The organism is Litorivivens sp., assembly GCF_041624475.1.
In the GTDB taxonomy this organism is placed as follows: domain Bacteria; phylum Pseudomonadota; class Gammaproteobacteria; order Pseudomonadales; family Spongiibacteraceae; genus Litorivivens.
In genome coordinates, this window is sequence record NZ_JBFJUX010000003.1 from 1 (window position 1) to 23,017 (window position 23,017).

The window sequence follows — 23,017 nt, forward strand, 5'->3', positions numbered from 1 at the left end:
CGCGCCGACGATGTCACCCTTGGTGATGCCGTGTTGTTTGCCCACCGCCATGCGGAAAGTTTCCATGGCAACGTCTTCCGGAGCGAGCGTCGGCTCGTGTCGAACCGGTTTTTCCTTGCTCTCAAACTCACGCTCCTTGCGCGCGGGTGACGGGGCGATGGGGCGGTCACTCTGGGCCATAAAGGCCAGCGCTGCGGCGACGTTTGACAGATCGGCGCTGGTCTCCGCCAGATAGCTTTCGATCAAGCCGTTGAAGAAGCTCAGGTCTTCATTTTCCATGGTCTCGCTGATAATACTTTTGAACTGATCGATGCGCTTGAGATTCACCGCTTCGCGGGTGGGCAGCTCCAGCCAGTTTACAGTCTGGCCGGTCACGCGCTCGATGGTTTTCAGCATGCGCTTTTCGCGCGGTGCCACAAACAGAATGGCTTTGCCGCTGCGCCCGGCGCGGCCGGTACGGCCGATACGGTGGGTGTAGGCCTCGGTATCGTAGGGAATATCGTAGTTGATAACGTGAGTCACCCGGCTCACATCGATACCGCGCGCCGCCACATCGGTGGCCACAACAATATCAATACGCTCGTTTTTCAGGTTTTCGATGGTGCGTTCGCGCAGTTGCTGGGTCATATCGCCGTTGATGGCCCCGGTGCGGTAGCCGCGGGCCTCCAGCTTTTCGGCCAGCTCTACTGTGGAGTTTTTGGTGCGCACGAACATGATCACACCGTCAAAATCTTCCACCTCGAGAATGCGGGTCAGTGCGTCCAGCTTGTTGGTGCCTGAAACCTGCCAGGCCCACTGTTCGATGCGGGCAATGCTGCGCTCGCCGGCTTCAATGGCCACGGTAACCGGATCATTCAGATACTGTTTGGTGATCTTGCGAATAGGCGGTGGCATGGTGGCGGAAAACAGGGCCACCTGGCGCTGCTTGGGGGTTTGGTCGAGAATCCAGGTCACATCGTCGATAAAGCCCATTCGCAGCATTTCGTCGGCTTCGTCCAGTACCACGGTTTTCAGTGCGCTCAGTGACAGCGTGCTGCGCCGCAGGTGATCCATAACCCGGCCCGGTGTGCCGACAATCACATGCACGCCCTCGCGCAAGGCCTTGAGCTGCTGAGCCATGCCTTGTCCACCGTAGACCGGCAATACGCGAAAGCCCGGCATTCTGGATGCGTAGGTCTTGAAAGCTTCGGCTACCTGTATGGCTAGCTCGCGGGTAGGTGCCAGCACCAGTGCCTGGGGCTTGCGAAGCGACAGGTCGATGCCGGCCAGCACCGGCAGGGCGAAAGCGGCGGTCTTGCCGGTGCCGGTCTGGGCGGTGCCCAGCAGGTCTTTGCCGTTAAGCAGGCTGGGTATGGCCTGGGCCTGAATGGGAGATGGTTGTTCATAGCCTACTTGTGCAAGAGACTCGAGAAGGTTGGCGGGCAGGCCAAGGTCCGCGAAAGTGGCGGGGACAGATTGGGTCATTCAATTTTCCTGGTGATTCGGGCTGACTGACTCATTTATGAGTCGGCGTAAGAGCCCTAGGCGGGGCGAACAAAAGGGCGGAAATTATACGCGTAAACGAAAACATTAACCAGTGCAAGCTTTATGCCCCCCCGCTTGACTCATTCTGGCAAAGCATAGATGCTGCTGCCTCGGAATTAAAGGAGACTGCCATGACCCTGTTTCGCCCGGTTTTTGTACTTGTATTGGTGTTATTGCTGGTGGGCTGCCAGAAAGACGCCGAGTCTACGGCCAGCGACGGTGTTGACAGCGATGGCCTGGCTACCGGGTCGAGCAATGCCGACTTTCAGGTATACAAAAGCCCCACTTGCGGCTGTTGTGGCGAATGGGTTGAGCACGTTCAACACACGGGCTTTTCAACCGCCGTTCATCATCCGGAAGATCTCGGTGCCTTGAAGAACGAGCAGGGGATTGCCCCGCAATACCAGTCCTGTCATACCGCCGTTTCGCCCGAGGGCTATGTTTTTGAAGGGCATATTCCGGCCCGTGATATAGCGCAGTTTCTCGAGTCGCCGCCGGAAGGCGCCATTGGTTTGGCGGTGCCGGGCATGCCCGTGGGCAGCCCGGGCATGGAAGTGGGAGACCGATTTTCGCCTTATGATGTTCTGCTGTTGAAGGAAGATGGCTCCAGTGAAGTCTTCCGTCACGTCGCCAGCGCCAGCGAGCAGTAATTAATCGCCCACGGCAGGTCGAAGGGTGAAGCGGCATATCTGCCACACCCTTCCGACATAGATCAGCAAGCCCAACAGCAGAACAATAAGCCACCATTCAAAGGCGTTTTCCAACCTATCGTAGTCCTCGCCCATCGACGCATCCAGCACCAGTGAAAACAGGGCGATGCCGAGTATCGCGGCGCAGGCACGCGTCAGCGCCTGTGCAAACCGGGACTCGCGGGTCTGCCTCAGGGATTGCGCCAGGCCAGCAAAGTTGACAAAGCTCAATCCCAGAAACAAGACGACGCCAAAGCGTCGCAGCGTGCGGAAATGGTCGCCACTGTGACCGAGCGAAAGGGTGTAGGTCAGTAATGCGGCTGAGGCGATCAGGCCGACAAAGCCCAGCCAACGATTGGGCTGTTCTAACTCTGCCAGCCATAGCTGTGCCAGCCTCCAGAACAGGGCGAGCAGGACGCAAGCGGGAATCATGCCGCCCTTGAAAACGAAGTAGGCACTGCCATAGCGGCCCGATTTGCTGATACTGACACAGTCTGCCCAGTAGGGAACGCAGGCGTGAACATGGCCTTCGTTCAGTGACAGCAGAAAACAGAGGTGGATGGTGACCAGCACCAGAGCGGCGGTTACATAGGGTAGTGTCGAGCAACGCAGAGTCATGGCTCTAGTGTAGAAAATTTCATTCGCTCTCGCCTGTGCTTTCAGGCGAAGGCGAGAGCAGAATAAATCACGCGTATTAGCTTTTCTCTGCCATCACCGCATCGCGCAGGGCTGTTACTGGCTGGTTGGGCCGGATAAAAATACCTTCGCACTCGGCGGTAACATGGCCATTGGCTTCTATCTTGCCGCTGACAAAAGTCTTGCGTCCTTCGGAGCGGTCAATCCAGGCCGACATTTCCAGTGGTACGTTCAGCGGGGTCGGTCGCCGATATTTTATGGTGAGGGTGCCGGTCATGCCGGGGTGGCCCCCCATAAACTGGGCCATACCGAGAAATTCGTCAAACAGGGCGGCGACAAACCCGCCGTGTACGCAGCCGGGTGGGCCCTCATAGCGCCAGCCCATGGTGACCCGGGCGTATGCCGTTTCGCCTTCGGCCCACATTTCCAGCGGCGGCGCGATCGGATTGCTGTGCCCGCACAGGGGCCCCACTTCCTGAAACACCTCACCAAAGCTGCCTTCACCAATCTCGGTGTAGCCATTGCGACCGTAAACCCTGGGCGACTGCGACAGTTGCACGGTGGCGTCTTGCAGCCACTCATTCATGGCCGACATTTGCTCCGGTGTGGGCGTTGAGGTCATCAGGGCTTCGGTGTAATCCCGCAGCGTTTGCGCGAGTTGCCGTTTGGCCTCCCATTGGGGTGTAGCCGGAGTGCGCTCATCCAGTGGAAGGAAGGGATTGTGTAGGTCTTCAAGCATACGACGTCCTGACAGCTTGTCGGACCCTGTGGGCGAATCAGCCATAGTGCCACTTCCTGGCTGGCTCGGCGCCGTTTTCGTAGTCGATGGATTGCACATCAAACCAGATAGGCAGCAGGTGTCTGACGTAAAAGGCGTGGACAATGGTACCGCCTTCCTTGAGGTCTTCGTATTCTTTAATCTGAATCTCGCTATTCACTGTCTGCATGGCTTTGGCTTTTTCCAGCAGGGCATCCACTTCCTCGCGGGTATCGAACAATAGCCCGAGGTGGTCGTAGCCCGGGGATTGCATGGGTTTGGGGCTTTCGGCCAGCAAAATAAACTGGCTCACATCTTCGTCGAGCATCAGCAGCAGGGCCTTCTGGTCGACGATATCGATTTCCAGCGTGTTCCAGCCAAACAGTTCGCGGTAAAAGTCCGTGATCTGCTGTTTGAATTCCGGAGTCAGAGTGCCTTCCGGAAAGGTCAGCTCCATATGGTTGAGGCGCATGGGCATAAGTTTGTCCTTATTCTGGTTTAGCGCTCATGATTTTTGCACAGTGGCCAGTCGTCCAGTATTACCCTGGTGTTAACTTGCCGACCAGAATCAGAGACTGGGGCAGGTCGCTATCGGCAGGCGTTGGTTCCCGCTGCTGTTCGAGGTTGAAACCGTACTCGGTAAACAGCGACTGCCAGCTGAGCAGGGTGCGAAAATACCAGGGTGCCGCTTGTTGAAAGCGCTCAGAAAACCCCTGCCATGAGCCTTCGCGCCAGCCGTCTTCATAGGTGTGCTCGCCGCAGGCCGTGACCGGATGCAGGGTTTGTACCACCAGCTTGCCACCCGCTTTCAGAAAGTGTGAAGCAGCGCCGAACACGGCCTCGGTCGAGGTTTTTCCAATCAGTGAGAAATTGCAGACGGCGCAATCCACCGGCTGCACAGGGGCATGAGCCAGGTCGTGATAGTCTAGACGCAGGTAGCGGCCGCCCTTGGCCTGTGCCTGCTGCACCAGGTCGTCGATGGCATCCACGCCGGTGCACGCGATGTTGTGGCCTGAGAGTGCACGACAGAGCCAGCCTTCGCCACAGCCTATATCAAGTAGCGAGTCGGGTTTGAGAGCGAGCAGCGTTTCTATAATGGCAGCGTTGGTCAGCGTTTCGCGGCTGGCAATCTGGCGCTGGCGTACCGCGTCAGTCCAGGGGGACGCATTGACCTGCCATGAGGACAGTATGGCCTGTTCCTGATGCGCGTCCCCGAGACTCATTCAGCGTATCCCGCGCAGAAAGTCGATTATTGCGCGGTTGGTTTCGGCCGGCTGGTCGGCGTTGACCCAGTGCTCGGCGCTGTCGATGGCGACAATCTCGGCTTGGGAAATCAGTTTCTCGGCTTCGCGGTGATGGTAGTAGGGGAAGCTGCTGTCCTGACGGCCCCAGATAAACTGAACGGGTATTTTTGTTTTACCGAGTTTTTGCCAGCCGGCTGTGTAGTCGAGCACTGGCGAATAGCGAAGGGTCGACAGAGCTGCACGTTTCACCCCGGGATAACTCTGGTAGACCTTCCAGTAAGCCTTGGCCCAAGGATTGTCCTCCTGATTGAGTAAATAACTGTCGAGTTTGGATAGCAGTAGGGGCTTGCCCGCATAGTAAAATATATACTCGCCGAGAAAGGGCTTTCTGGCCCATTCCTGCGCCGCGTTTTTGTCGTCGGGCCAGCCGGCGGGGCCTGTGAGCGTCAGGCTTTTGACCTGATCCGGGTGATGCAGGGCAAAGTCGCTGGCGATGACGCAGCCGAATGACGCGCCGATCAGGTGCATGGGTTTGCTAATCCCGAGGGTATCGCGCAGGGCGGTTAACTGCTCACGGAACAGTGCCAGGGTGTGTGGTTTCAGTGGCCGGTCGGACAGGCCGCGACCAAACAGGTCGTAGGCTACGACCCGGTAGCCGGCATTGACCAGGGCTTCTATGTTGGGTTCCCAGGTTTCCAGATAGCCGTTGAAGCTGTGAATCAATACCACGACTGGGTCTTTGCTTTTCCCCCAGCTCTGATAACGGGTAACCCCGCTTTCTGAGGCCGCGAGCGACAGATTCCGCTCCTGCCTATAGTCGATCAGTGGCTGGTGATTTTCTAGCTGGGGTGCCAGCAGCGGCAGCACCAACAACACCGCGATAATCAGAAACCCTAATACTAAGCGCAAGACTAAACCTCCCTAGTCACGCCGGGGAGTATAACGAGAAAAATGCACTACTGCTTAGTGTCTAGGGCCGATTATTCCTTGGCGGAGCGTGTTATCAGTAACCGCACATTTCCGGCAGATAGGCACGACAGCTTTCGGTCAACCACGGTTTTCCAGGAAGGGGTCTGCTGGCTGGGGTGTGCAATCGTGCGTCCAGTTCATCCACCACTTCGGCCCAGTCGGCGTCGTCGCTGATGGCTTCACGCAGAAAGTCGGCCTGGGCGGGCGACCAGAACGCCGCATCCTGCAGGCAAACGCGATCCGGGAGCGGTTGATGAGATTGAATGAAGCTCTCAATGTCTTTGTCACCGTCAGGCAATCCCAGTTGTCTGAAAAGTGAATTGATGCTGTGAACACCGGGTTCCATGGAAGACTTCCTCGCTCTCAGTGGTAGCATCACCGATGGTAGCAAAAAGGTTCGGCTTCGGTCGGATCGAAGTGGTCTATGCCGTGCATTGCTTATAATGCCCGGTTACAAGTCATCTGCTTTGGGAGAAGGGAATGGATTCAACGCTGTTACTGCCACGGGTGTTACGCGTGGGCGCCGGCGCACGACATGAGATTGGTGAAGTCTTGCAGAGCCTGGGCTTGAGCCGGCCCTTTTTGGTTGTCGATGAATTCCTGAAGGGGCAGGGACATGCCGAGGCGCTGGAACAGTCCCTGCGTCAGAGAGGCATGGCGCTGCGCATCTTTTCGGGGGTGGTGCCCGACCCCACCACGGATTCCATCGACGTCGGGCTGAACGTGCTCAAGGACGGAGACCACGACGCGATTATCGCCCTTGGCGGCGGCAGCGCCATCGACACGGCCAAGTTTATTGCCGTAATGGCCACCCGCGAGGGTAAATTGCGCAATTACAAGGTGCCGGCCACCCTGGACAGCGGCCTGCCGGTGATCGCAATTCCTTCCACGGCAGGAACCGGCTCGGAAGCGACCCGCGCGGCGGTAGCCACAGATTCTGAAACCCAGGAAAAGATGCTGTGCATGGGGCTTGGATTGATGCCCGTGGCCGCGCTGGTGGATTACGAGCTGTCGATGACCATGCCTTACCGCCTGACAGCTGATGCCGGTCTGGACAGCCTGTGCCACGCGCTTGAGGCCTACGTCAGTCGCAAAGCCAACCCCTTTACCGATCCGATTGCACTGAGTTGTATGCGCAGCATCGTCGAGTACCTGCCGATTGCCTGCGCCGAGCCGGATAATCGCGCCGCGCGGGAAGCAATGATGCTGGCAGCGACCCAGGGCGGCATTGCCTTCTCGAACGCCTCGGTCACATTGATTCACGGCATGAGCCGCCCCATTGGCGCGCATTTTCACGTACCGCACGGTTTGAGTAATGCGATGTTACTGCCGGAGGTAACCGCCTGGTCGGTGCCTGGCGCGACCGAGCGCTACGCGGACAGCGCGCGGGCGATGGGCTACGCGGCTCAGTCAGACAATACGGAGGTGGCTGTGGCAAAACTGGTGACGGGTTTGCGGCAGTTGTGCGCTGATTTGAAGGTACCCTCGCCAGCCGAGTTTGGCATTGCGGAGAGTGACTGGAAATCCTTGACGCCACTGATGGCGGAGCAGGCGCTGGCGTCGGGCTCGCCCGCCAACAATCCGCAGGTGCCAGAGCGTGAAGACATTATCGGCTTGTATGAAAGGGTCTGGGTGGCGTCTTGACCACCCAGACTGGAAGTGCCGCCTGAGGCTGCTTAGAAACGCATGCTCGCGCCGAGGTTGATGCCGCCAATTTCAACATTGTCGTCGTCATACAGCGAAATGTATTCGCCGAAAAGGTCGATGCCATTGTTCAGGCGAGCGCTGATACCTATGCCATAGCTGATGTCGTCATCATCGTCATCGCCGAAGTTAGTGTCGACAGTCGTTTCTGCGAGACCGAGCAAACCGTAAACAGAAATCACGTCTGAAACGGGGAGAATGGGTTTCGCGTAGATGCCAATGTAGTCTTCGATCTCAACTTCTACGCCGTTTTTGCTGTCATCACCGACTCCAAATCCCAGTCGTCCTTCCAGCGCGAAGTTGGGGTTGAACTTGCCACCAAAGGCCAAGTTCAGGGTTGGTGTGTCAAAGTCGGTGCTGCCGACTTCGGTTTCCAGCAGGCCATAAGAGGCGCTGCCATAAAGCTGTGGCTGACTTTGTTGAGCACTGGCTCCCGCCGCGATCAAACCGGCGGCCGCAAAACAGAGAACTTTCTTCATGAGGGTTCCTCCACACGATAGTGTTTGGTGGGAGGGGATACTGCACTATGAAGGTGCGGGATGCAGTGGGAATGTTTGTTAATTTGTCTGTGAGATGACAGGGAACTGATTGAAAACTAGACATTTATCACATTTTTTCTACTCCCCGGCCTGCAACCAGACAATACCTGACTGCGGGTTGCTTAAAGTATCTTTCGACGTCCATGTCATAGAAGCGCGGATCACCCAGAGTCTGAGCAAAACGACCTATAGAGTCCAGGGTTGCTGGAGCGCCGATTTCTTAGCGTGCGTTGCTGCGATCGATACGAAGGAGTGAATTATAGAATCTTGCCCCGTGTGTACGGTTTACCCTGCAAACTTTTGTTTTTCTGCTTGGAGGCGGGCAATAAACGGATAGGGGGCGTTTCACCCGTTTAGGTGAAAGGCCCGCGATGGTTCAAACCGCAATGGAGGGATCGGCTCGCAGTGATGCGTCTTTATCGGAATCCAAGCCATTGTCAGAATCATTTGCTTCAGTGGGCTGTTGCGCGCTGCTGGTGTAAGTGAGCTGGCGCGGGGCGGATTCATCGGCTTCTTTGATATGACTGGTCCCGCTGAATTGACCGCCGGGTTCGATGACCAGCTCGGTGACCTTGATTTCACCGGTAACACGTCCGGTGCTGACAATTTCCAGGCGCTCGGCGTCAATGGTGCCGTCAACACGGCCACTGATCATGACTTTTTTGGCTTCGATCTCGCCGTCAAACTGACCGTTGACGCCGACTGATACGTTCAGACTGGAGTACAGCCGGCCTTCCATGCGGCCGTCGAGATGAAAATCGTCGCTTAGTTGGAGATCGCCGACAATTTTGGTTCCGCCTGCAACAACAGTCGTTCCGGGCTGATCACCGCTTTCCTTACTGACTCGGCCAAGGAATCCCATTTTATATTCTCCTCCCGTTCGAACAACACATCATAGTTCTCAAAGGACCAGTCAGTAAATGGTTTTGGGTCGAGCCTGCGATGCAGGTAGCGAATTTCGTAGTGCAGGTGAGGAGCGCTGCTCATGCCGGTATTACCGGTGTGTCCAATCAGGTCGCCGCGCTGCACATAGTCACCCACATTGACCAGTATCTTGTTCAGGTGGCCGAAGGTAGAGCTGAAGCCGTAATTGTGGTTGAGCTTGATCATATTGCCCAGGCCACTGCTCTTGTGGGGTGCTGCCCATTCGACTACGCCGTTCGCTGTGGCGTAGACCGGTGTGCCAACTTTGGCGCTCATATCCAGGCCGCCGTGCAGGGCTTTGCGGTTGAGCACCGGGTGCACACGCATACCATAGCCGCTGGTGAGCCGGGTTTGCTTCAGGGGCAGGCCGCTGGGGATGGATTCCAGCATCAGTCTTTTCTGTTGGGCAGTGAGCGTGGCGGAGTCGAGTCGATCAGCTATGGTATTGGTAGTCTGTGGCTTGAGGCCTATCAGGATCTCCAGGTCTCCCAGCTCGTCACTCATGCGGGTAAGTGCGTCGGCTTTTTCTTCAACGGCGTGTAACAGGGATTTTTGCTTGCGCAGCAGCTGCAGGTTCTGTTCCTTAATATGAGCCTGGTAGTTCTCCAGCATTTTCAGGTCGGAGTTCAGCGCCGCGACTTTGGTGGACAGCATATAGATGGCAAAAGCGCCCAGCACAAACCCCAGTGTTACCGCTGTGCCGACCGCACCTAGCATACGGCGCATCAGCTGGCTGAGATTGAAGTGACGGGCACCCCGATAATCGGTAATCGTGACGGTGTATCTGTCTCGCATTTTTTATGAACTCTAACTTTAGGCACTTCGATGCCCTATAGGGGCGCCTGGGTGTGCGTGGCAGATTTTCTATTGGTACTTTTACGTACTTTGCGGGCTATTGTGAAGCAGCTCACGGCATTGCGCAATCCTGCATCTGCGCTTGCCGGCCGAGGCGTGTGCCGGGTCGGCTGGCCAAATTTTATACAGATTGAGCATTTTGGCAACCGTTCGGGATGTTTTTGCAGCGGTTAATCGCCAAATTAACCCTATACTCGGCATTTAGCCTGGTGATGATTTGGAGAGACTATGAGTCTGGATGGGTGGCGCTTGGCGGTCTTTGCCGCGGTTCTGCTGCTGATGTGGGGCTGGGAGTGGTATCGCCCCCACCGGCCAAGGCCGACAAGAGCAGGGCGCCGCCGTTGGACGAATCTGACGCTGGTGGTGGTTAATACCGCCTTTCTGCGGTTTTGCCTGCCACTGCTGGCGGCGGGAGTCGCCATAGAGGCTCAGTATGCCGGTTTTGGCCTGTTCAATCGCGTCAGCTTGCCCGGCTGGGTCGAGTTCGCCACGGCGCTGGTTGCGCTTGATCTGGCGATTTACTGGCAGCACCGCCTGATGCACCGCTGGCCACCGCTGTGGCGTCTGCATGCGATGCATCACAGTGACACGGCAATAGATGTAACTACCGGCGTGCGTTTTCATCCCTTGGAAATCCTGTTGTCGATGCTGCTCAAGATGGGGCTGGTGGCATTGTTGGGCGCAAGCCCGCTGGCGGTGGTGGTGTTTGAGATTGCGCTGAATGCGGCTGCTTTGTTCAATCATGGCAACGTAGCGCTGGGACGTTTCGAGCCGGGCCTGCGACGGCTGCTGGTAACCCCGGAGATGCATCGAATTCATCACTCGCCGGAGCCTGATGAGCATCACTGTAATTTTGGTTTCACCCTGTCTTTGTGGGATCGCTGGCTGGGAAGCTATCGTGCAAGCGCGCAGGCGGGTGACTTGCAGGTGGGGGCAGGTTTGAGTCAATTTCGGGAGGCGCGGAGCCAGACGCTGATTCAGCTGTTGAAGCAGCCTTTCAGTCGCGGGCCCTTTCCACGCTGACGGTGCTGGTCTCGATAACGGCATCCCCGTAAAGACGGCAAAAAATCGGCGGCATGCGCCTGGCCTTGCCGCTGGACAGACCGATGCAAACCAATTGCCAGCGGCCGCGCAACAGGGTGGTGCCCCGGTTGCGGTGGCGCAGTTGAAAGCTGCGCTCCAGCTGCAAACGGTGATCGCAGCCGGTCAGCCAGGTGCCCAGTTCCAGTTCGTCACCGAGATAGGCCGCGCTGATGTAGTCGTAGTCCGCGCGGCGGATGGCCATGGCGGTGTCCAACTCCCGGTAGTGTTCGATACCGAGTCCGAGCGCCTGAGAGTGCTGCCAGCCCGCCTTTTGGCACCAGTCCACATACACGGTGTTGTTGACGTGCTGGAGTACGTCGATGTGCTGCGGCTCAACTGTAAAACGGAGAATGAAAGGCTCCGGGTAATCCCAGTGTTCAGAACTGGTCATCTAGAGCCCCCCGGATAGCAACTGCGCCTGGGCAATGCCATCGAACAGAAACTGCACGGCCAGCGCGGTCAGCAGGATGCCGAACACTCGGGTGATGACCTGAATGCCGGTAACGCCCAGAAAGCGATTGATTTCGCCTGCCATCAGCATCGAAACCAGTGTTAACAGGACAATGGCGGCCAGCGAGCTGAGCACGATGGTCTGGTGCAGCAGATTGCCCTGGGCTTCGGCCATGAGCAGCAGTGTGGCACCGATAGCGCCGGGCCCGGCGATCAGTGGTGTAGCGAGGGGGAAAACGGCGATGTCGTGCTTTTCTATGGCTTCGTGGTCTTCGTCTGCGGTCGTCGAGGTGGCACCGGAATGTCGGGCGAACACCATATCAATACCGATCAACAGCAACAGGATCCCGCCCGCAGCGCGCAGGGCCGCCATCGAAATGCCCAGACTGTCCAGAACGAAGCGGCCAATCAGGGCGAATACGACCAAAATAATCAATGCAATGAAAGAGGCCTTAAAGGCGATGCGGCGTCGTTCCTTGCGGGGCAGGGCAACGGTAAAAGCCGCAAACATGGTAGCCACATCAATGGGGCCAACTGTTGCGAAAAAGGTGGTCAGGGCGACCGCAGCGTATTCGATCATGGCGGCAACATTACTGGCAAAGCCTCAGGCCGTCCAGCATCGCACTGCGAATGTTTCCGCTAGTCGCTGCGGTGGAGGCGGCTGATCGCAAAGCGTGAGCTCGGTCACAAGCAGATGGTGTGCGCGCTGATTTCAAAGGTCAGCTGGGTTAATGTTTTGAAGGGTAACGGCGCAAGGGCGCCGAGAATCATAATGACAAAAACATAACAGCTTAGCGGAGCACCGCTTTCGCCGGTGTTCTGCCTCGGAAAATTACTACGTGAAACTCAAGCTCTTTCCTGCAGGCCGCAATGTGCGGTGTGCCGTTCTGGCCGTGTCCATGGCAATTCTGTCTGCGTGCGACAGCGATTCCAATGGCTCTACTGCGCTGCTTCCGACTGTCGCCAATGTGGAACCGACGCCAGAATTGTACGAGGCCTTTCGCCTGGCCAGGCAAGCTACCTTTGGGCCGACCACCGAGTTGGTAGCCGCCATGCGCGAGCGTGGACTCCGCGCCTGGATCGATGATCAACTGGCCGCACCGTCGGCCTACGATGATCCCGACGACGCCAGACTTAGTCATTTGCAGCGGATGATCGTTATGGCCGAGGCGTTGGAGCCGGACGCGGATTGGTATCCTTCAGCGTTGGCAGGCCGCGCCGGTGAGCCGGTATTTAGCGGCGCTGCCTCGCGATCCAGCCTGCACTACCAAAACAGTGTCTGGTTTGAAAACGCTCTCCACGCCCCGGATCAATTGCGCCAGAGAGTAGCTTATGCGCTCAGTCAGATTCTGGTGGTGTCATTTTCCGAGTCGCCGCTGGATAGTCGCGCAGAAGCATTGGCGCATTACTACGATATTCTGGCGCGACATGCCTTCGGCAATTTTCGGGATTTGATTGGCGACGTCGCCCGGAGTCCGGCGATGGGTGTTTTTCTCTCTCATCAGGGAAACCGCAAGACGAGCGGCAATACCACGCCGGATGAAAACTTTGCCCGCGAGCTGATGCAGCTGTTTACCATTGGTCTGTACGAATTAAATCTCGACGGAACGCCGAAGCAAGACGCAAACGGACAGCTGATTCCCTCCTATACGCAAGACGATATTGAAGAGTTGTCGAAAGTCATGACTGGCTGGGATTTGCGTTTTAACTCCCGTTACGGGCTGGTCAGGGCGGACGAGGGCAGTCTGATCCACCCGATGGAATTCACCCCAGATGAGCATGAAACCAGTGAAAAGCAGCTGCTCGGTCAGATCATTGGCGATGCTGGAAGCGGTGAAGACCTCGATGCAGCGCTGGATATTCTGTTTTATCACGCTAATGTCGCCCCCTTTATTTCGCGACAACTGATTCAACGATTGGTGTCCTCCAATCCGACATCAGGGTACGTGGAGCGTGTGGCGGCGGTATTTGAAAATAACGGTTTCGGTGAGCGGGGCGACCTGAAGGCCACAGTACGGGCGATTCTGCTCGATCCGGAAGCGCGCGATGAGCGCCGCGCCCGCGAGCCCGCAGGGGGTAAAGTGGTGGAACCCCTGCTGGCCTATACCGGCCTGCTGCGTGCCTTTTCGGTGCAGCCTTTGAATGGCTGGTTTAACAACCGGGTGGAAGGAACCGCGCCTGCGGTAGAGAGCATGTACTACTTCCGGTCGGATTTTGGCTGGGATCTGGGGCAGGCGGCGCTGCGCTCGCCTTCAGTATTTAACTTCTATAGCCCAGACTTTGTGCCGCAGGATGGGTTTTACCATCAGGGGCGCGAGGGGCAGGCGCTGGTGCTGCCTGAGTTGCAGTTGCGTACGCCCGCCAACATTGCGGGAATGCAGAAGTTGCTGCGGATCGATGGCAACACACTCCCGGAAGTGAATGAGCTGGTCAGACGCTACGGCAGTGTTGAGCAGTTTGTGGCGGATACCAGCAATTGGGTGAACCGGGATCAGATTGCCTTGGTCGACTACAGCCCCTTGCTGCAGACCTTCGATCTCGCCCTCGACGGTACTCGTGATGGTGTTTACGAGGGGCTCGACAGCGCGGAGCAAGATGCCAGCCGCCGCACGGCGCGACAGCGTGCGATCAGCGCTACGCTGGCAACGCTGGAGCTTATGCTGTTGGGTAATCAGGTGATTGAAGAAACCCAGCGCGAAGCGCTGGTCGATTATTTCGATTCCGCCCCGGTTTTCACTTGGGGTGATGACAGTGAACGGGTACACAAGATGCTGGGCTACATGGTGCAATACGTTGCCCTGTCCGCTGATTATCTGGCGAGGAATTGAGCATGCCCAGGATGAATCGTCGCGATTTTATGCAGACTTTATTGGGGGGCGGGGCGCTGGCTGCCACTGGCGGTGTGGGAACGCTGTATTCGGGATTGGCGCGCGCTGCAGCACCAGCGTTTGAAGACTACAAGGCCTTGGTTGTCGTTTACCTTTTCGGTGGCAACGATGCGTTTAATATGACAGTGCCACGCGGTTCCGGCAACAGCAGTCACTCGACTTACCTGACCAGTCGGGGTGAGGTGGCCATCTCTGATGTGCCTCGTACGCCCGGCCGTGACCTTAGTGCGGGGAACCCCTACGATGCACCTGGCCTGGATACTGACTCGGCTAAGTACCTCAATGGTTTATACCAGTTTGACGACGTCGGTTTTAACGCCGTGATGCCAGAGCTGGCTCAGCTCTACGCCGAGAGGCGTGCAGCGGTGGTGGCCAATGTCGGCAGCCTGATTCAACCGGTCACCAAGGACGATTTGCATAACGCTCCGTTGCCGCCATTTCTGTTTGCCCATAACCACCAGACCCGGGCTATGGAAACGGGTTGGGCGGATAACCTTAACGCCAATGGTTGGGCTGGGCGCATTGCCGATTTGTGGGAGGCGCATCAGCTATCGGGAGTGAATGGTGGCTCGCCCCTCGGGCTGAATGTCTCTTTCAGCGGCAACAATCGATTGCAGAGCGGCCGTTTTACGAGCGCGGCTGCGATGTCTTCATCGGGTCAGCTGTTTTCCGGAAATGGTTTTGATGTCGATGTGTTCCGGCAGCTGAATCAGGAGGTCGCATCCGATCACCCGCTGCGTCGGGTACTGCACGCGGCTAATCGAAAATCGGCCGACCTGTCGGATGTGATGTCTGCTGTCTTTGGCTCAGGCGTCGACCCCTTCCCGCATCCGGAATTGGCTAATTCCTACGGTCAACCGCTTTTCAGTCATCCGGATCAGCGGATGGCTCAGTACAATGAGCCTGATTACCTCAACCTGCAGGGGCGTTTATCAGGGCAGGCCCTGAGGGGCCTGGAGGCCGTGGCGAAAATGATCAGCTACTCCCGCACGGATTTGGGCCTGGACCGACAAATTTATTATGTCGGCATCGGCGGTTTCGACAACCATGCCGATCTTACCGGCAAACATCCCTTACTGCTCCGGGAGCTGAGCTTGGCGTTGAGCGACTTTACTACCGCCATGGATCATCTCGATTTGGGCGATCAAGTGATGGTGGCCACCCTCAGCGACTTCGGTCGCACACTGGGCAATAACGGCGATGGTACCGACCACGCCTGGGCGGGAAACAATATCTTGCTGGGTGGCGGTATGGACGGGGGCCGCCTGTTGGGCGCCTGGCCGGATTTAACCCTGAGTGGCGAAAGCGACACCTCTACCCGTAACGGGAAAGGTCGCCTGATACCTACTACCTCTGTGGATCAATATTTGGCCACCCTGTGCAGCTGGTTCGGGGTAGAGGATGAGGATATGAGTGATCTGTTTCCCAACCTGTCGAATTTTGCCACGGGCTCGGATATTCGCACCGCCTACCTTGAGCTTGAGTCCGCAGAGGGGGAGCCGTCCGAGCCGGGATTGCCGCTGCCACCGTTGCCCCTACCGGGCTTGGGCTAAGGCATCCAGGCTTGCGGTAAAGTTTCCTGCCAAAATAGATTCCTGATAAACTAGCTCGCTAGGTTGTAACTACGGGTTGTGTTGTATGGAGCAGCAGGTAACTCCTCAGCAGCAGTGGGTGCGTGATCATCTGGACAGTCTCGATGCAGGGCTGCCAGCGTCTGGCGTCGACCGCGAAGCTCAAATTGAGCGTATCAAGGCACTATTGCAGGCGCGTGACGCGGTTCTGGTCGCTCACTATTACACGGACCCTGAGATTCAGGCCCTGGCCGAGGAGACGGGCGGCTGTGTGTCTGACTCCCTGGAAATGGCCCGCTTTGGTCGCGATCACCCGGCCTCAACGCTGGTGGTTGCCGGCGTCAAGTTTATGGGTGAGACCGCAAAAATCCTGTCACCCGACAAGCGGGTACTCATGCCCACCCTGGAAGCGACCTGCTCACTGGATATTGGTTGTCCGGCCGACGAGTTCTCCGCGTTTTGTGACCAGCACCCGGATCGCACCGTGGTGGTGTATGCCAATACCTCGGCGGCGGTCAAGGCTCGTGCGGACTGGGTTGTAACCTCCAGTATCGCACTGAAAGTTGTCGATTATCTCGACTCTCTCGGGCAGAAAATCCTGTGGGCGCCGGACAAGCACCTCGGCAGTTATGTGCAGCGGGAAACCGGTGCCGACGTGCTGTTGTGGGACGGTGCCTGTATCGTTCACGATGAGTTCAAGGCCAAGGGCCTGAGCGATCTGAAGGCGGTTTACCCGGACGCTGCGGTACTGGTGCATCCGGAGTCACCCGCATCCGTGGTGGAACTGGCGGATGTGGTGGGCTCTACCACCCAGATTATCAATGCAGCTCGCGACCTGCCCAATCAGCGTTTTATCGTGGCGACTGATCAGGGGATTTTCTACAAGTTGCAGCAGTTGGTACCCGACAAGGAATTTCTTGTTGCCCCGACGGCGGGTAACGGCGCGACCTGTCGCAGCTGTGCCAATTGCCCCTGGATGGCGATGAACGCTTTGGACAATCTGGCGGAAGCGCTGGACAAAGGTCTGAACGAGGTGTTTGTGGAGCCAGCTTTGATTGAAAAGGCGCTGGTGCCTCTGGATCGAATGCTGGATTTCGCTAGTAAAAACCTCTAACGCGATTTTCGGGCACATCCAACGCCGTTCGTTTGTGCATCCGTCATGGCGAGCGTAGCGAAGCAACCTCGTTAATTCTTCTTCCCGCCCTGGAAAATTGCTTCGCTGCGCTTAGCATGCACGGTGAAGCATTTTGGGTACGCAGTAACCGCGAAATGCTAGAATTTCTTCAGCGTTTCTCTCAATTCCTGCAAATCTTTAAGTCGCTGGCGAACCCGATGCCGGGCCACGTTGTTGGTCTCGGTCAGGGGCCAGGCGTAGTGCAATTGTTTCTCAGCGCTGTCCAGATAACCCCGCAGCATAAAGTATTCCGCGCGCGCCATATGCACGCCGAGAATATTGCCCGACAAGCCGTGCAGCTCTGCCAGTTGATACCACAGGGCCGGGTCTTCCGGGCGGCGCTTGCTGTGATCGATCAGCAGCTCCTCGGCCTCGTGAGGCCGGCCGGCGCGCTGCAGAACATCGGCCAGCGTCATTGTCAGTGGGTTATTGCCCGGATTCAGGTTTAGATGTTTGCGCAGTAATTCAGCGGATTCATCATAGCTTTTCTGACCCGCAAGGATATTGGCCTTGGCTACCACGTAAGCAATGCGGCTGGAGTCATCAGCCAGCAGCGGGGCCAACCTGCTGTCTGCTTCCTTCCACTTGTCGTTGGCCATCAGGGCGATCACTACGCCATAGGTGTTGGCGTCGCTGGGTGATTTTTCCAGCGCGTGCTGCCACTGGGCCAGCAGGTCGCGCTTGTTACTGGCCAGTGACAGCTCGGCGCGCTTTTTCATCAGCTGAAAATTCAGGCTGTCGGTGTAAACCCCGCGCGGGAATTGCCGGGCACGGTTTTCACTGTCACTGATACGGGAATCGGTCAGCGGGTGAGTCAGCAGAAATTCCGGAGGCTTGTTGCTGTTAAAGCGCAGGCGCCGGTTCATGATTTCAAACATGCTGGGAATGCCGCCGGGATCCATGCCCGCCTTGGCGAGGGTCTGCATGCCGATGCGGTCGGCTTCCTGTTCGTGTTCTCGGCTGAAGCGAAGCTGAGACTGCATAGCGGCTGCCTGACCTGTGGCAATGGCCGCCATGCCTGCATCACTGCCAGTTGTGGCTGCCAACACAATGCCCGCCAATAGGCCGGCCATCATCGACAGATTGCCTGCTTTTTGTTTGTCGAGTGAGCGGGCAAAGTGGCGCTGGCTGAGGTGGGCAAGTTCGTGGCTGAGCACACCGGCAAGCTGAGCTTCATTCTCGGCGTAGGTCAGCAGGCCGTTGTTAACGCCTACGACTCCGCCAGGCACGGCAAAGGCGTTCAGTTCGGGGCTGTCGACGATCACCAGCTCAAGACGCTTGTCACTCAACTGGCTGTGCCGTGCGAGCTGATAGGTCAGGTTCTCGATGTAGTCCTGCATCAGCGGGTCTGAAACTGTGGTCACCTGACTGCGAAAGGCTTTCAGCCAGACGCGGCCCAGTTGGTGTTCCTGCTCGAGGCTGAATTGACTGGAGCTGCCGTCACCGAGTTCGGGCAGGTTGTAGCCGTCGCTGCTGGCAGAGCCTGAGGATTGTGCTGAGGCCGCCAGTGATGACAGGGCAAACAGGGCGATAAGTAGGGTTTTAACCACGTGACTCATTATGCTCGGCGAGTGATAGGGAACTTTATCGCCTTGTGAGTACCGAAAACAAGGCTGAACTTATCAGACCGCAAGAATCGTAAAAAGTGCCGAAGTGTGGGCCGGTCGCCTCCAGGTGTGCTGGGCGGGCTAGGGTAGTGTCGGTATACTCCACGCTATTGTCAGAACTGTAATCAGTGAGAGTGGTAGATGGATAGGGCTTGTGAGGTGACGGTTGATGCGCGCGGACTGGATTGTCCGTTGCCCTTGTTGAAAGCCAAACAGGCCTTGAATCGCATGGCAAGCGGGCAGCAATTGGAAGTGCTTGCCACCGATGCGGGTTCCGTGCGCGACTTTGCGGTTTTCTCCGAGCAGAGTGGACACTCGCTTTTGCTGTCTGAAGAAGAGGGCGGTGAGTACCGCTATATCCTTGAAAAATCCTGATCAGGAAACGGGCATGCTGCGCATAATTAGCAATTGGGTCGACCGGCTGTTTGCCGAAGAAGAAACCGTTGTTCTGCTGTTGCTGATCATTGTTGCGCTGGTATTGATCATTACGCTGGGGCACGTGCTTGCACCGGTGATCGCATCGCTGGTTTTCGCTTTTATGATGCAGGGTGTTATCGCCCAGATGATGCGCTGGCGAGCGCCGCGCTGGCTTGCCATCACTGTGTCTTACCTGCTGTTTATGAGTCTGTTTTTTGGCTTTATCTTTGGTTTGATGCCGCTGGTCTGGAATCAGCTCACCAGTCTTGTGCAGGAACTGCCTCTGTTGCTGCGTCAATTACAGTCAGCGCTGATGCAACTGCCGGAACGCTCCGATCTGGTGTCCGAAGCGCAGGTACGTGAATTGATTGGAGTGGCCGGGGTTGAAGTCGGCAAGCTGGGGCAGCAGGTGGTGTCCTTTTCCATCGGGCAGATACCCAACCTGGTTGGTGTGCTGATCTATCTGGTGCTTGTTCCCATTCTGGTGTTCTTTTTCCTCAAGGATAAAGATCTCATCCTCGGCTGGCTGAAGCATTTTTTGCCGCATCGGCGTCCGCTGATGGCGAAGATATGGCTGGAGATGAACGATCAGGTGGCCAATTACGTGCGCGGTAAAGGTATCGAAATAGTGATTGTCGGTGTTGCCACCTACATCAGTTTTATCTGGATGGATCTGAACTACGCCGCACTGCTCGCCCTGTTAGTCGGGCTGTCAGTAGTGATTCCTTACATCGGTGCTGCTGTGGTTACCATTCCGGTGGTGATCGTGGGCTACCTGCAGTGGGGTGTGGGGTCCGAGTTTTATACGCTGCTGTTGGTCTACGGCATTATTCAGGGGCTCGATGGCAACGTGCTGGTGCCGCTGCTCTTTTCCGAAGTGGTCAACATGCACCCGGTAGCCATCATTCTGTCTGTGCTGGTGTTCGGCGGGGTGTGGGGGCTGTGGGGTGTGTTTTTCGCCATTCCGCTGGCCACCCTGGTCAAGGCAATCCTCAACGCCTGGCCAACACAAACAAACAATTCGTCAACAATGGGAGACGCTAGTCGATGATGGAGTCGCGCCTGCGCTGGTTAATTCTGTGGTTACTGGTCGTACTGAGTGCGTGTGGCGAGAGGCCCGTTGAGAATGTGGTTCTGCCGCAAACCGATTCGAGGGAGGTGCGCTACTTACGGCTAGACAATGATCTGCAGGTGGTGTTGATCTCCGACCCTTCCGCCGACAAGGCGGCCGCAGCACTGGATATCAACGTCGGCAGCCGTCACGACCCGAAGGACCGGCAGGGGCTGGCGCACTTCCTGGAGCATATGCTGTTTCTCGGTACGGAAAAGTACCCTGATGCCGGTGAATACCAGTCTTTTATTGCGTCGCGGGGCGGCTCTCACAATGCCTACACCTCGTTCGAACACACCAACTATTTTTTTGATATCGGCGCCGATCATCTCGACGAGGCGCTGGACCGGTTTGCACAGTTTTTTGTGGCGCCGCTGTTTAACGCAGAATTCGTCGGGCGCGAAGTCAATGCGGTGAATTCGGAATATCAGGCGCGCATTCAAAACGATTTCCGCCGTGCGCTCGATGTCTTCAAGGAACTGGCCAACCCCGAGCATCCATTCAGCAAGTTCACTGTGGGCAATCTGTCGACCTTGCTGGGCGGGCGCGGAGAAGACGCGCTGCGCCAGGACCTGCTGGATTTCTACCAGAAGCACTACTCAGCCAACCGCATGGGACTGGTTGTTATCGGTCGCGAAAACCTGGACGAGCTGCAGGCTATGGTGGTGGAGCGTTTCTCGGAAATCGAAAACCACAAAGTGAGAGACAAGCCTATCAAGGAGGCTTTGGTCGAAGATACCCCCTTGCGCTTTGAACTCAAGCCGCGCAAAGAGATGCGCTCGCTGTCTGTGAGTTTTGTACTGCCGGACGTGCGCGCGCAATACCATAAAAAACCGCTCAGCTATCTCGGCCACCTGCTCGGGCATGAAGGTGAAGGCAGCCTGCTTTATGTGTTGAAAAAAAATGGCTGGGCTGAAGGTCTGCGTGCGGGTGCTGGTATCGAGTACCAGGGCGGGAGTTTGTTCAATGTAGAGGTGCAGCTGACCCCGGCGGGTATGGCGGCGGTGGATACCGTAACTGACATGGTGTTTGAAGCCATCGCGCTGGTTCAGGCCGAGGGTGTGGCCCAATGGCGCTATCAGGAACTGACGGATATCGCGCGACTGCAGTTTGATTTTCGCACTCGCCCCAGCGAAATTCACGAAGCCAGTCAGCTTGCCCACAATCTGCACTACCACTCGCCCGCGGATCTGATTCGCGGTGACTATTCGATGACGGATTTCGATCCGGAATTGATACAGTCGCTGGTCGATGAGATGAAGCCGGAAAAGGCCATCATCGCGATCACGCGGCCGGAGATGGAGGGCGATCAAACCTCAGAACTTTATGGTGTGCCCTACAGCGTATTGCCGCCCAGCGAAGCCGAAGTGGAACGCTGGCAGCGCCGCGCCGGCGTCGCCGGCCTGGTTCTGCCCAAGCCCAATCCCTTTATAGCCGATGATCTCTCCATTAAAACCGGCGACGCCAGTGAAACACCAAAAGCCGTGCTGCGTACCGGACGGGTAGGCGTCTGGCATATGCTCGACAAGCGCTTTGCCCTGCCGAAAGGCAATCTCAATGTATTGATTCGCTCACCCGGTGCCAGCAAAGACGCCACTCGTCAGGCTGCCGCTGAGCTGTGGGTGCGCATGGTTCGCGACGAGCTGAATGCCTTTGCCTATTCGGCGCAGCTGGCCGGGCTCGACTACAGCCTAAGTGCGCGCTGGGACGGCATTGCGCTGGAGCTGCGAGGCTTTAACGACAAGCAGGGGATGCTGCTGGACAGCCTTGCCAGTCGGTTGGCGAACCCCGAGTGGGACGAGGTTCGTTTTTTGCGGGTGAAAATGGAATATATCCGCGACCTGGAAAACCAGCGCCACGCCGATCCCTACCGCTATCTGTCGAGCGAGCTGGGGCAGAAACTGCGGCGCTTCCGTTTTTCCAGTGAGCTGCGGCTCGAGGCCGCTCGTGGGCTGGGTATGCGCGAGGTAAAGGCCTACAGCAAGGAAGTCATGTCAGCCACTCAGCTCTATATCATGGCCCATGGCAATTATAGCGAGAGCGATGCGCGGCAGTTTGCGCGGGTCGCTGCAGACTTTCTTTTAGGTGGGCGCTTGCCGGATGCCCAGCCGGAACAGATTCGCCGGATACCGGAAGGCGACTTTGGCGACAGTTACGCACTTGAACACGGTGACGCGGCGCTGCTCTGGTATCTGCAAGCGCCGGATCCGGGGCATCGGGCGCGGGTGGTGCTGGGCATCGCCGGGCAGATGGTTGGGCCGGCGTTCTTCAACCAGCTGCGCACACAGGATCAGCTCGGTTATGTCGTCTATGGCGGCGCCTACCCGGTGCGTGAAGTGCCCGCGCTGTATTTTGTGGTGCAGTCTCCGGTGACGGATACCGCAGATCTACAAAAACGCTTTCGGGCCTTTCTAAAGGACTGGCAGGAAAACGGTCTCGATAAGAAAAGCTTTGAGCGCAACCGCCAGGCGTTGCGGGTCAAGCTGCTGGAGCAACCGCGCAATCTGTGGGAGGCCGGTGACCAGTTCTGGCGAGACCTGATGGATGGTTACACAAACTTTGACAGCCGTGAGCAGTTGGTCGACGTTCTGGACAGTATGGGTTACGAGACCTGGAAGCGGGAGCTCTCGGCTATTTTGGCCGAAGAATCGCGTCGTTCTCTGTGGCTGCAGGCAGGCGGCGAGCGCGGCGAGAAGGTGCTGGGTACGCAATCACTGGACGGTCCTCAGTGGATCGGTCGCAAACGGCAGTTCTTTTTATATGAGCACCCGCCGCTGACAGATTAATCCTGTAGTAAAACTACAGGTCGTGTAGTTGCGGGTTTTCAGGTAACTGGTTAAAAATCGTTATGTTAGCGGTGAGTATACTGCGCAAA

At 57.1% G+C, this 23,017-nt stretch carries 22 protein-coding genes; 9 read left to right on the top strand and 13 right to left on the bottom strand.

Annotation, left to right across the window (positions count from 1 at the left end; genetic code table 11):
- Positions 1–1,464 (bottom strand): DEAD/DEAH box helicase (locus ABY734_RS04695; protein WP_372777846.1); only part of this gene is annotated, 1,464 nt, incomplete at its 3' end.
- A 191-nt stretch (positions 1,465–1,655) separates the two neighbouring features.
- On the opposite strand from ABY734_RS04695, the gene ABY734_RS04700 reads away from it, so the two are divergent.
- Positions 1,656–2,174, top strand: coding sequence for a DUF411 domain-containing protein (locus ABY734_RS04700; RefSeq protein ID WP_372777847.1), 519 nt, complete (start codon positions 1,656–1,658; stop codon positions 2,172–2,174).
- Here the strand turns inward: ABY734_RS04700 and ABY734_RS04705 are convergent, their stop codons facing one another.
- From ABY734_RS04705 to ABY734_RS04730, 6 genes are all read right to left on the bottom strand, one after another.
- Positions 2,175–2,831 (bottom strand): hypothetical protein, encoded by a 657-nt coding sequence (locus tag ABY734_RS04705; protein WP_372777848.1) that lies wholly within the window; start codon positions 2,829–2,831, stop codon positions 2,175–2,177. It lies immediately after the preceding gene.
- Between the two features lie 76 nt (positions 2,832–2,907).
- Positions 2,908–3,633 carry a PaaI family thioesterase gene (locus tag ABY734_RS04710; protein WP_372777849.1) on the bottom strand — a complete coding sequence of 242 codons (726 nt, stop codon included), beginning with the start codon at positions 3,631–3,633 and terminating at the stop codon, positions 2,908–2,910.
- Positions 3,626–4,084 (bottom strand): VOC family protein, encoded by a 459-nt coding sequence (locus ABY734_RS04715; protein ID WP_372777850.1) that lies wholly within the window; start codon positions 4,082–4,084, stop codon positions 3,626–3,628. The genes ABY734_RS04710 and ABY734_RS04715 overlap by 8 nt, the downstream gene beginning before the upstream one ends.
- A gap of 61 nt (positions 4,085–4,145) precedes the next feature.
- Positions 4,146–4,829 (bottom strand): class I SAM-dependent methyltransferase, encoded by a 684-nt coding sequence (locus ABY734_RS04720; RefSeq protein WP_372777851.1) that lies wholly within the window; start codon positions 4,827–4,829, stop codon positions 4,146–4,148.
- Complete coding sequence (locus ABY734_RS04725; protein ID WP_372777852.1) at positions 4,830–5,759, bottom strand: alpha/beta fold hydrolase; 930 nt, start codon at positions 5,757–5,759, stop codon at positions 4,830–4,832. It abuts the gene before it with no gap.
- A gap of 94 nt (positions 5,760–5,853) precedes the next feature.
- Positions 5,854–6,165, bottom strand: a complete 312-nt coding sequence (locus ABY734_RS04730; protein ID WP_372777853.1) for a DUF2789 domain-containing protein — start codon at positions 6,163–6,165, stop codon at positions 5,854–5,856.
- A 134-nt stretch (positions 6,166–6,299) separates the two neighbouring features.
- Between ABY734_RS04730 and ABY734_RS04735 the strand changes: the two genes are divergently transcribed.
- Positions 6,300–7,463, top strand: coding sequence for an iron-containing alcohol dehydrogenase (locus tag ABY734_RS04735; RefSeq protein ID WP_372777854.1), 1,164 nt, complete (start codon positions 6,300–6,302; stop codon positions 7,461–7,463).
- A gap of 32 nt (positions 7,464–7,495) precedes the next feature.
- Here the strand turns inward: ABY734_RS04735 and ABY734_RS04740 are convergent, their stop codons facing one another.
- From ABY734_RS04740 to ABY734_RS04750, 3 genes are all read right to left on the bottom strand, one after another.
- Complete coding sequence (locus ABY734_RS04740; protein ID WP_372777855.1) at positions 7,496–8,002, bottom strand: porin family protein; 507 nt, start codon at positions 8,000–8,002, stop codon at positions 7,496–7,498.
- A 436-nt stretch (positions 8,003–8,438) separates the two neighbouring features.
- Positions 8,439–8,924 (bottom strand): polymer-forming cytoskeletal protein, encoded by a 486-nt coding sequence (locus tag ABY734_RS04745; RefSeq protein ID WP_372777856.1) that lies wholly within the window; start codon positions 8,922–8,924, stop codon positions 8,439–8,441.
- Positions 8,828–9,781 (bottom strand): M23 family metallopeptidase, encoded by a 954-nt coding sequence (locus ABY734_RS04750; RefSeq protein ID WP_372777857.1) that lies wholly within the window; start codon positions 9,779–9,781, stop codon positions 8,828–8,830. Before ABY734_RS04750 ends, ABY734_RS04745 begins: the two co-directional genes overlap by 97 nt.
- A gap of 288 nt (positions 9,782–10,069) precedes the next feature.
- Between ABY734_RS04750 and ABY734_RS04755 the strand changes: the two genes are divergently transcribed.
- Positions 10,070–10,864, top strand: coding sequence for a sterol desaturase family protein (locus tag ABY734_RS04755; RefSeq protein ID WP_372777858.1), 795 nt, complete (start codon positions 10,070–10,072; stop codon positions 10,862–10,864).
- Here ABY734_RS04755 and ABY734_RS04760 read toward each other — a convergent pair.
- Together ABY734_RS04760 and ABY734_RS04765 are read right to left on the bottom strand one after the other, a co-directional pair.
- Positions 10,839–11,315 (bottom strand): acyl-CoA thioesterase, encoded by a 477-nt coding sequence (locus ABY734_RS04760; protein ID WP_372777859.1) that lies wholly within the window; start codon positions 11,313–11,315, stop codon positions 10,839–10,841. The genes ABY734_RS04755 and ABY734_RS04760 overlap by 26 nt on opposite strands.
- Positions 11,316–11,954 carry a MarC family protein gene (locus ABY734_RS04765; RefSeq protein WP_372777860.1) on the bottom strand — a complete coding sequence of 213 codons (639 nt, stop codon included), beginning with the start codon at positions 11,952–11,954 and terminating at the stop codon, positions 11,316–11,318.
- 259 nt (positions 11,955–12,213) lie between these two features.
- On the opposite strand from ABY734_RS04765, the gene ABY734_RS04770 reads away from it, so the two are divergent.
- The 3 genes from ABY734_RS04770 (at position 12,214) to nadA (ending at position 16,947) form a co-directional block, all read left to right on the top strand.
- Positions 12,214–14,202 carry a DUF1800 family protein gene (locus ABY734_RS04770; RefSeq protein ID WP_372777861.1) on the top strand — a complete coding sequence of 663 codons (1,989 nt, stop codon included), beginning with the start codon at positions 12,214–12,216 and terminating at the stop codon, positions 14,200–14,202.
- A gap of 2 nt (positions 14,203–14,204) precedes the next feature.
- Complete coding sequence (locus ABY734_RS04775; RefSeq protein WP_372777862.1) at positions 14,205–15,815, top strand: DUF1501 domain-containing protein; 1,611 nt, start codon at positions 14,205–14,207, stop codon at positions 15,813–15,815.
- Positions 15,816–15,900: 85 nt separating this feature from the next.
- Complete coding sequence (nadA, locus tag ABY734_RS04780) at positions 15,901–16,947, top strand: quinolinate synthase NadA (RefSeq protein WP_372777863.1); 1,047 nt, start codon at positions 15,901–15,903, stop codon at positions 16,945–16,947.
- A 158-nt stretch (positions 16,948–17,105) separates the two neighbouring features.
- On the opposite strand, the gene ABY734_RS04785 is transcribed toward nadA, so the two are convergent.
- Positions 17,106–18,566 (bottom strand): M48 family metalloprotease, encoded by a 1,461-nt coding sequence (locus ABY734_RS04785; protein ID WP_372777864.1) that lies wholly within the window; start codon positions 18,564–18,566, stop codon positions 17,106–17,108.
- 189 nt (positions 18,567–18,755) lie between these two features.
- On the opposite strand from ABY734_RS04785, the gene ABY734_RS04790 reads away from it, so the two are divergent.
- Genes ABY734_RS04790 through ABY734_RS04800 form a run of 3 tightly spaced genes read left to right on the top strand, consistent with a single transcriptional unit; the run spans position 18,756 to position 22,928 of the window.
- Complete coding sequence (locus tag ABY734_RS04790; protein ID WP_372777865.1) at positions 18,756–18,989, top strand: sulfurtransferase TusA family protein; 234 nt, start codon at positions 18,756–18,758, stop codon at positions 18,987–18,989.
- A 13-nt stretch (positions 18,990–19,002) separates the two neighbouring features.
- A complete protein-coding gene (locus ABY734_RS04795) occupies positions 19,003–20,082 on the top strand; it encodes an AI-2E family transporter (protein ID WP_372777866.1) in 1,080 nt (359 codons plus the stop codon).
- Positions 20,079–22,928 (top strand): insulinase family protein, encoded by a 2,850-nt coding sequence (locus ABY734_RS04800; protein WP_372777867.1) that lies wholly within the window; start codon positions 20,079–20,081, stop codon positions 22,926–22,928. The genes ABY734_RS04795 and ABY734_RS04800 overlap by 4 nt, the downstream gene beginning before the upstream one ends.
- Positions 22,929–23,017 lie beyond the last annotated feature (89 nt).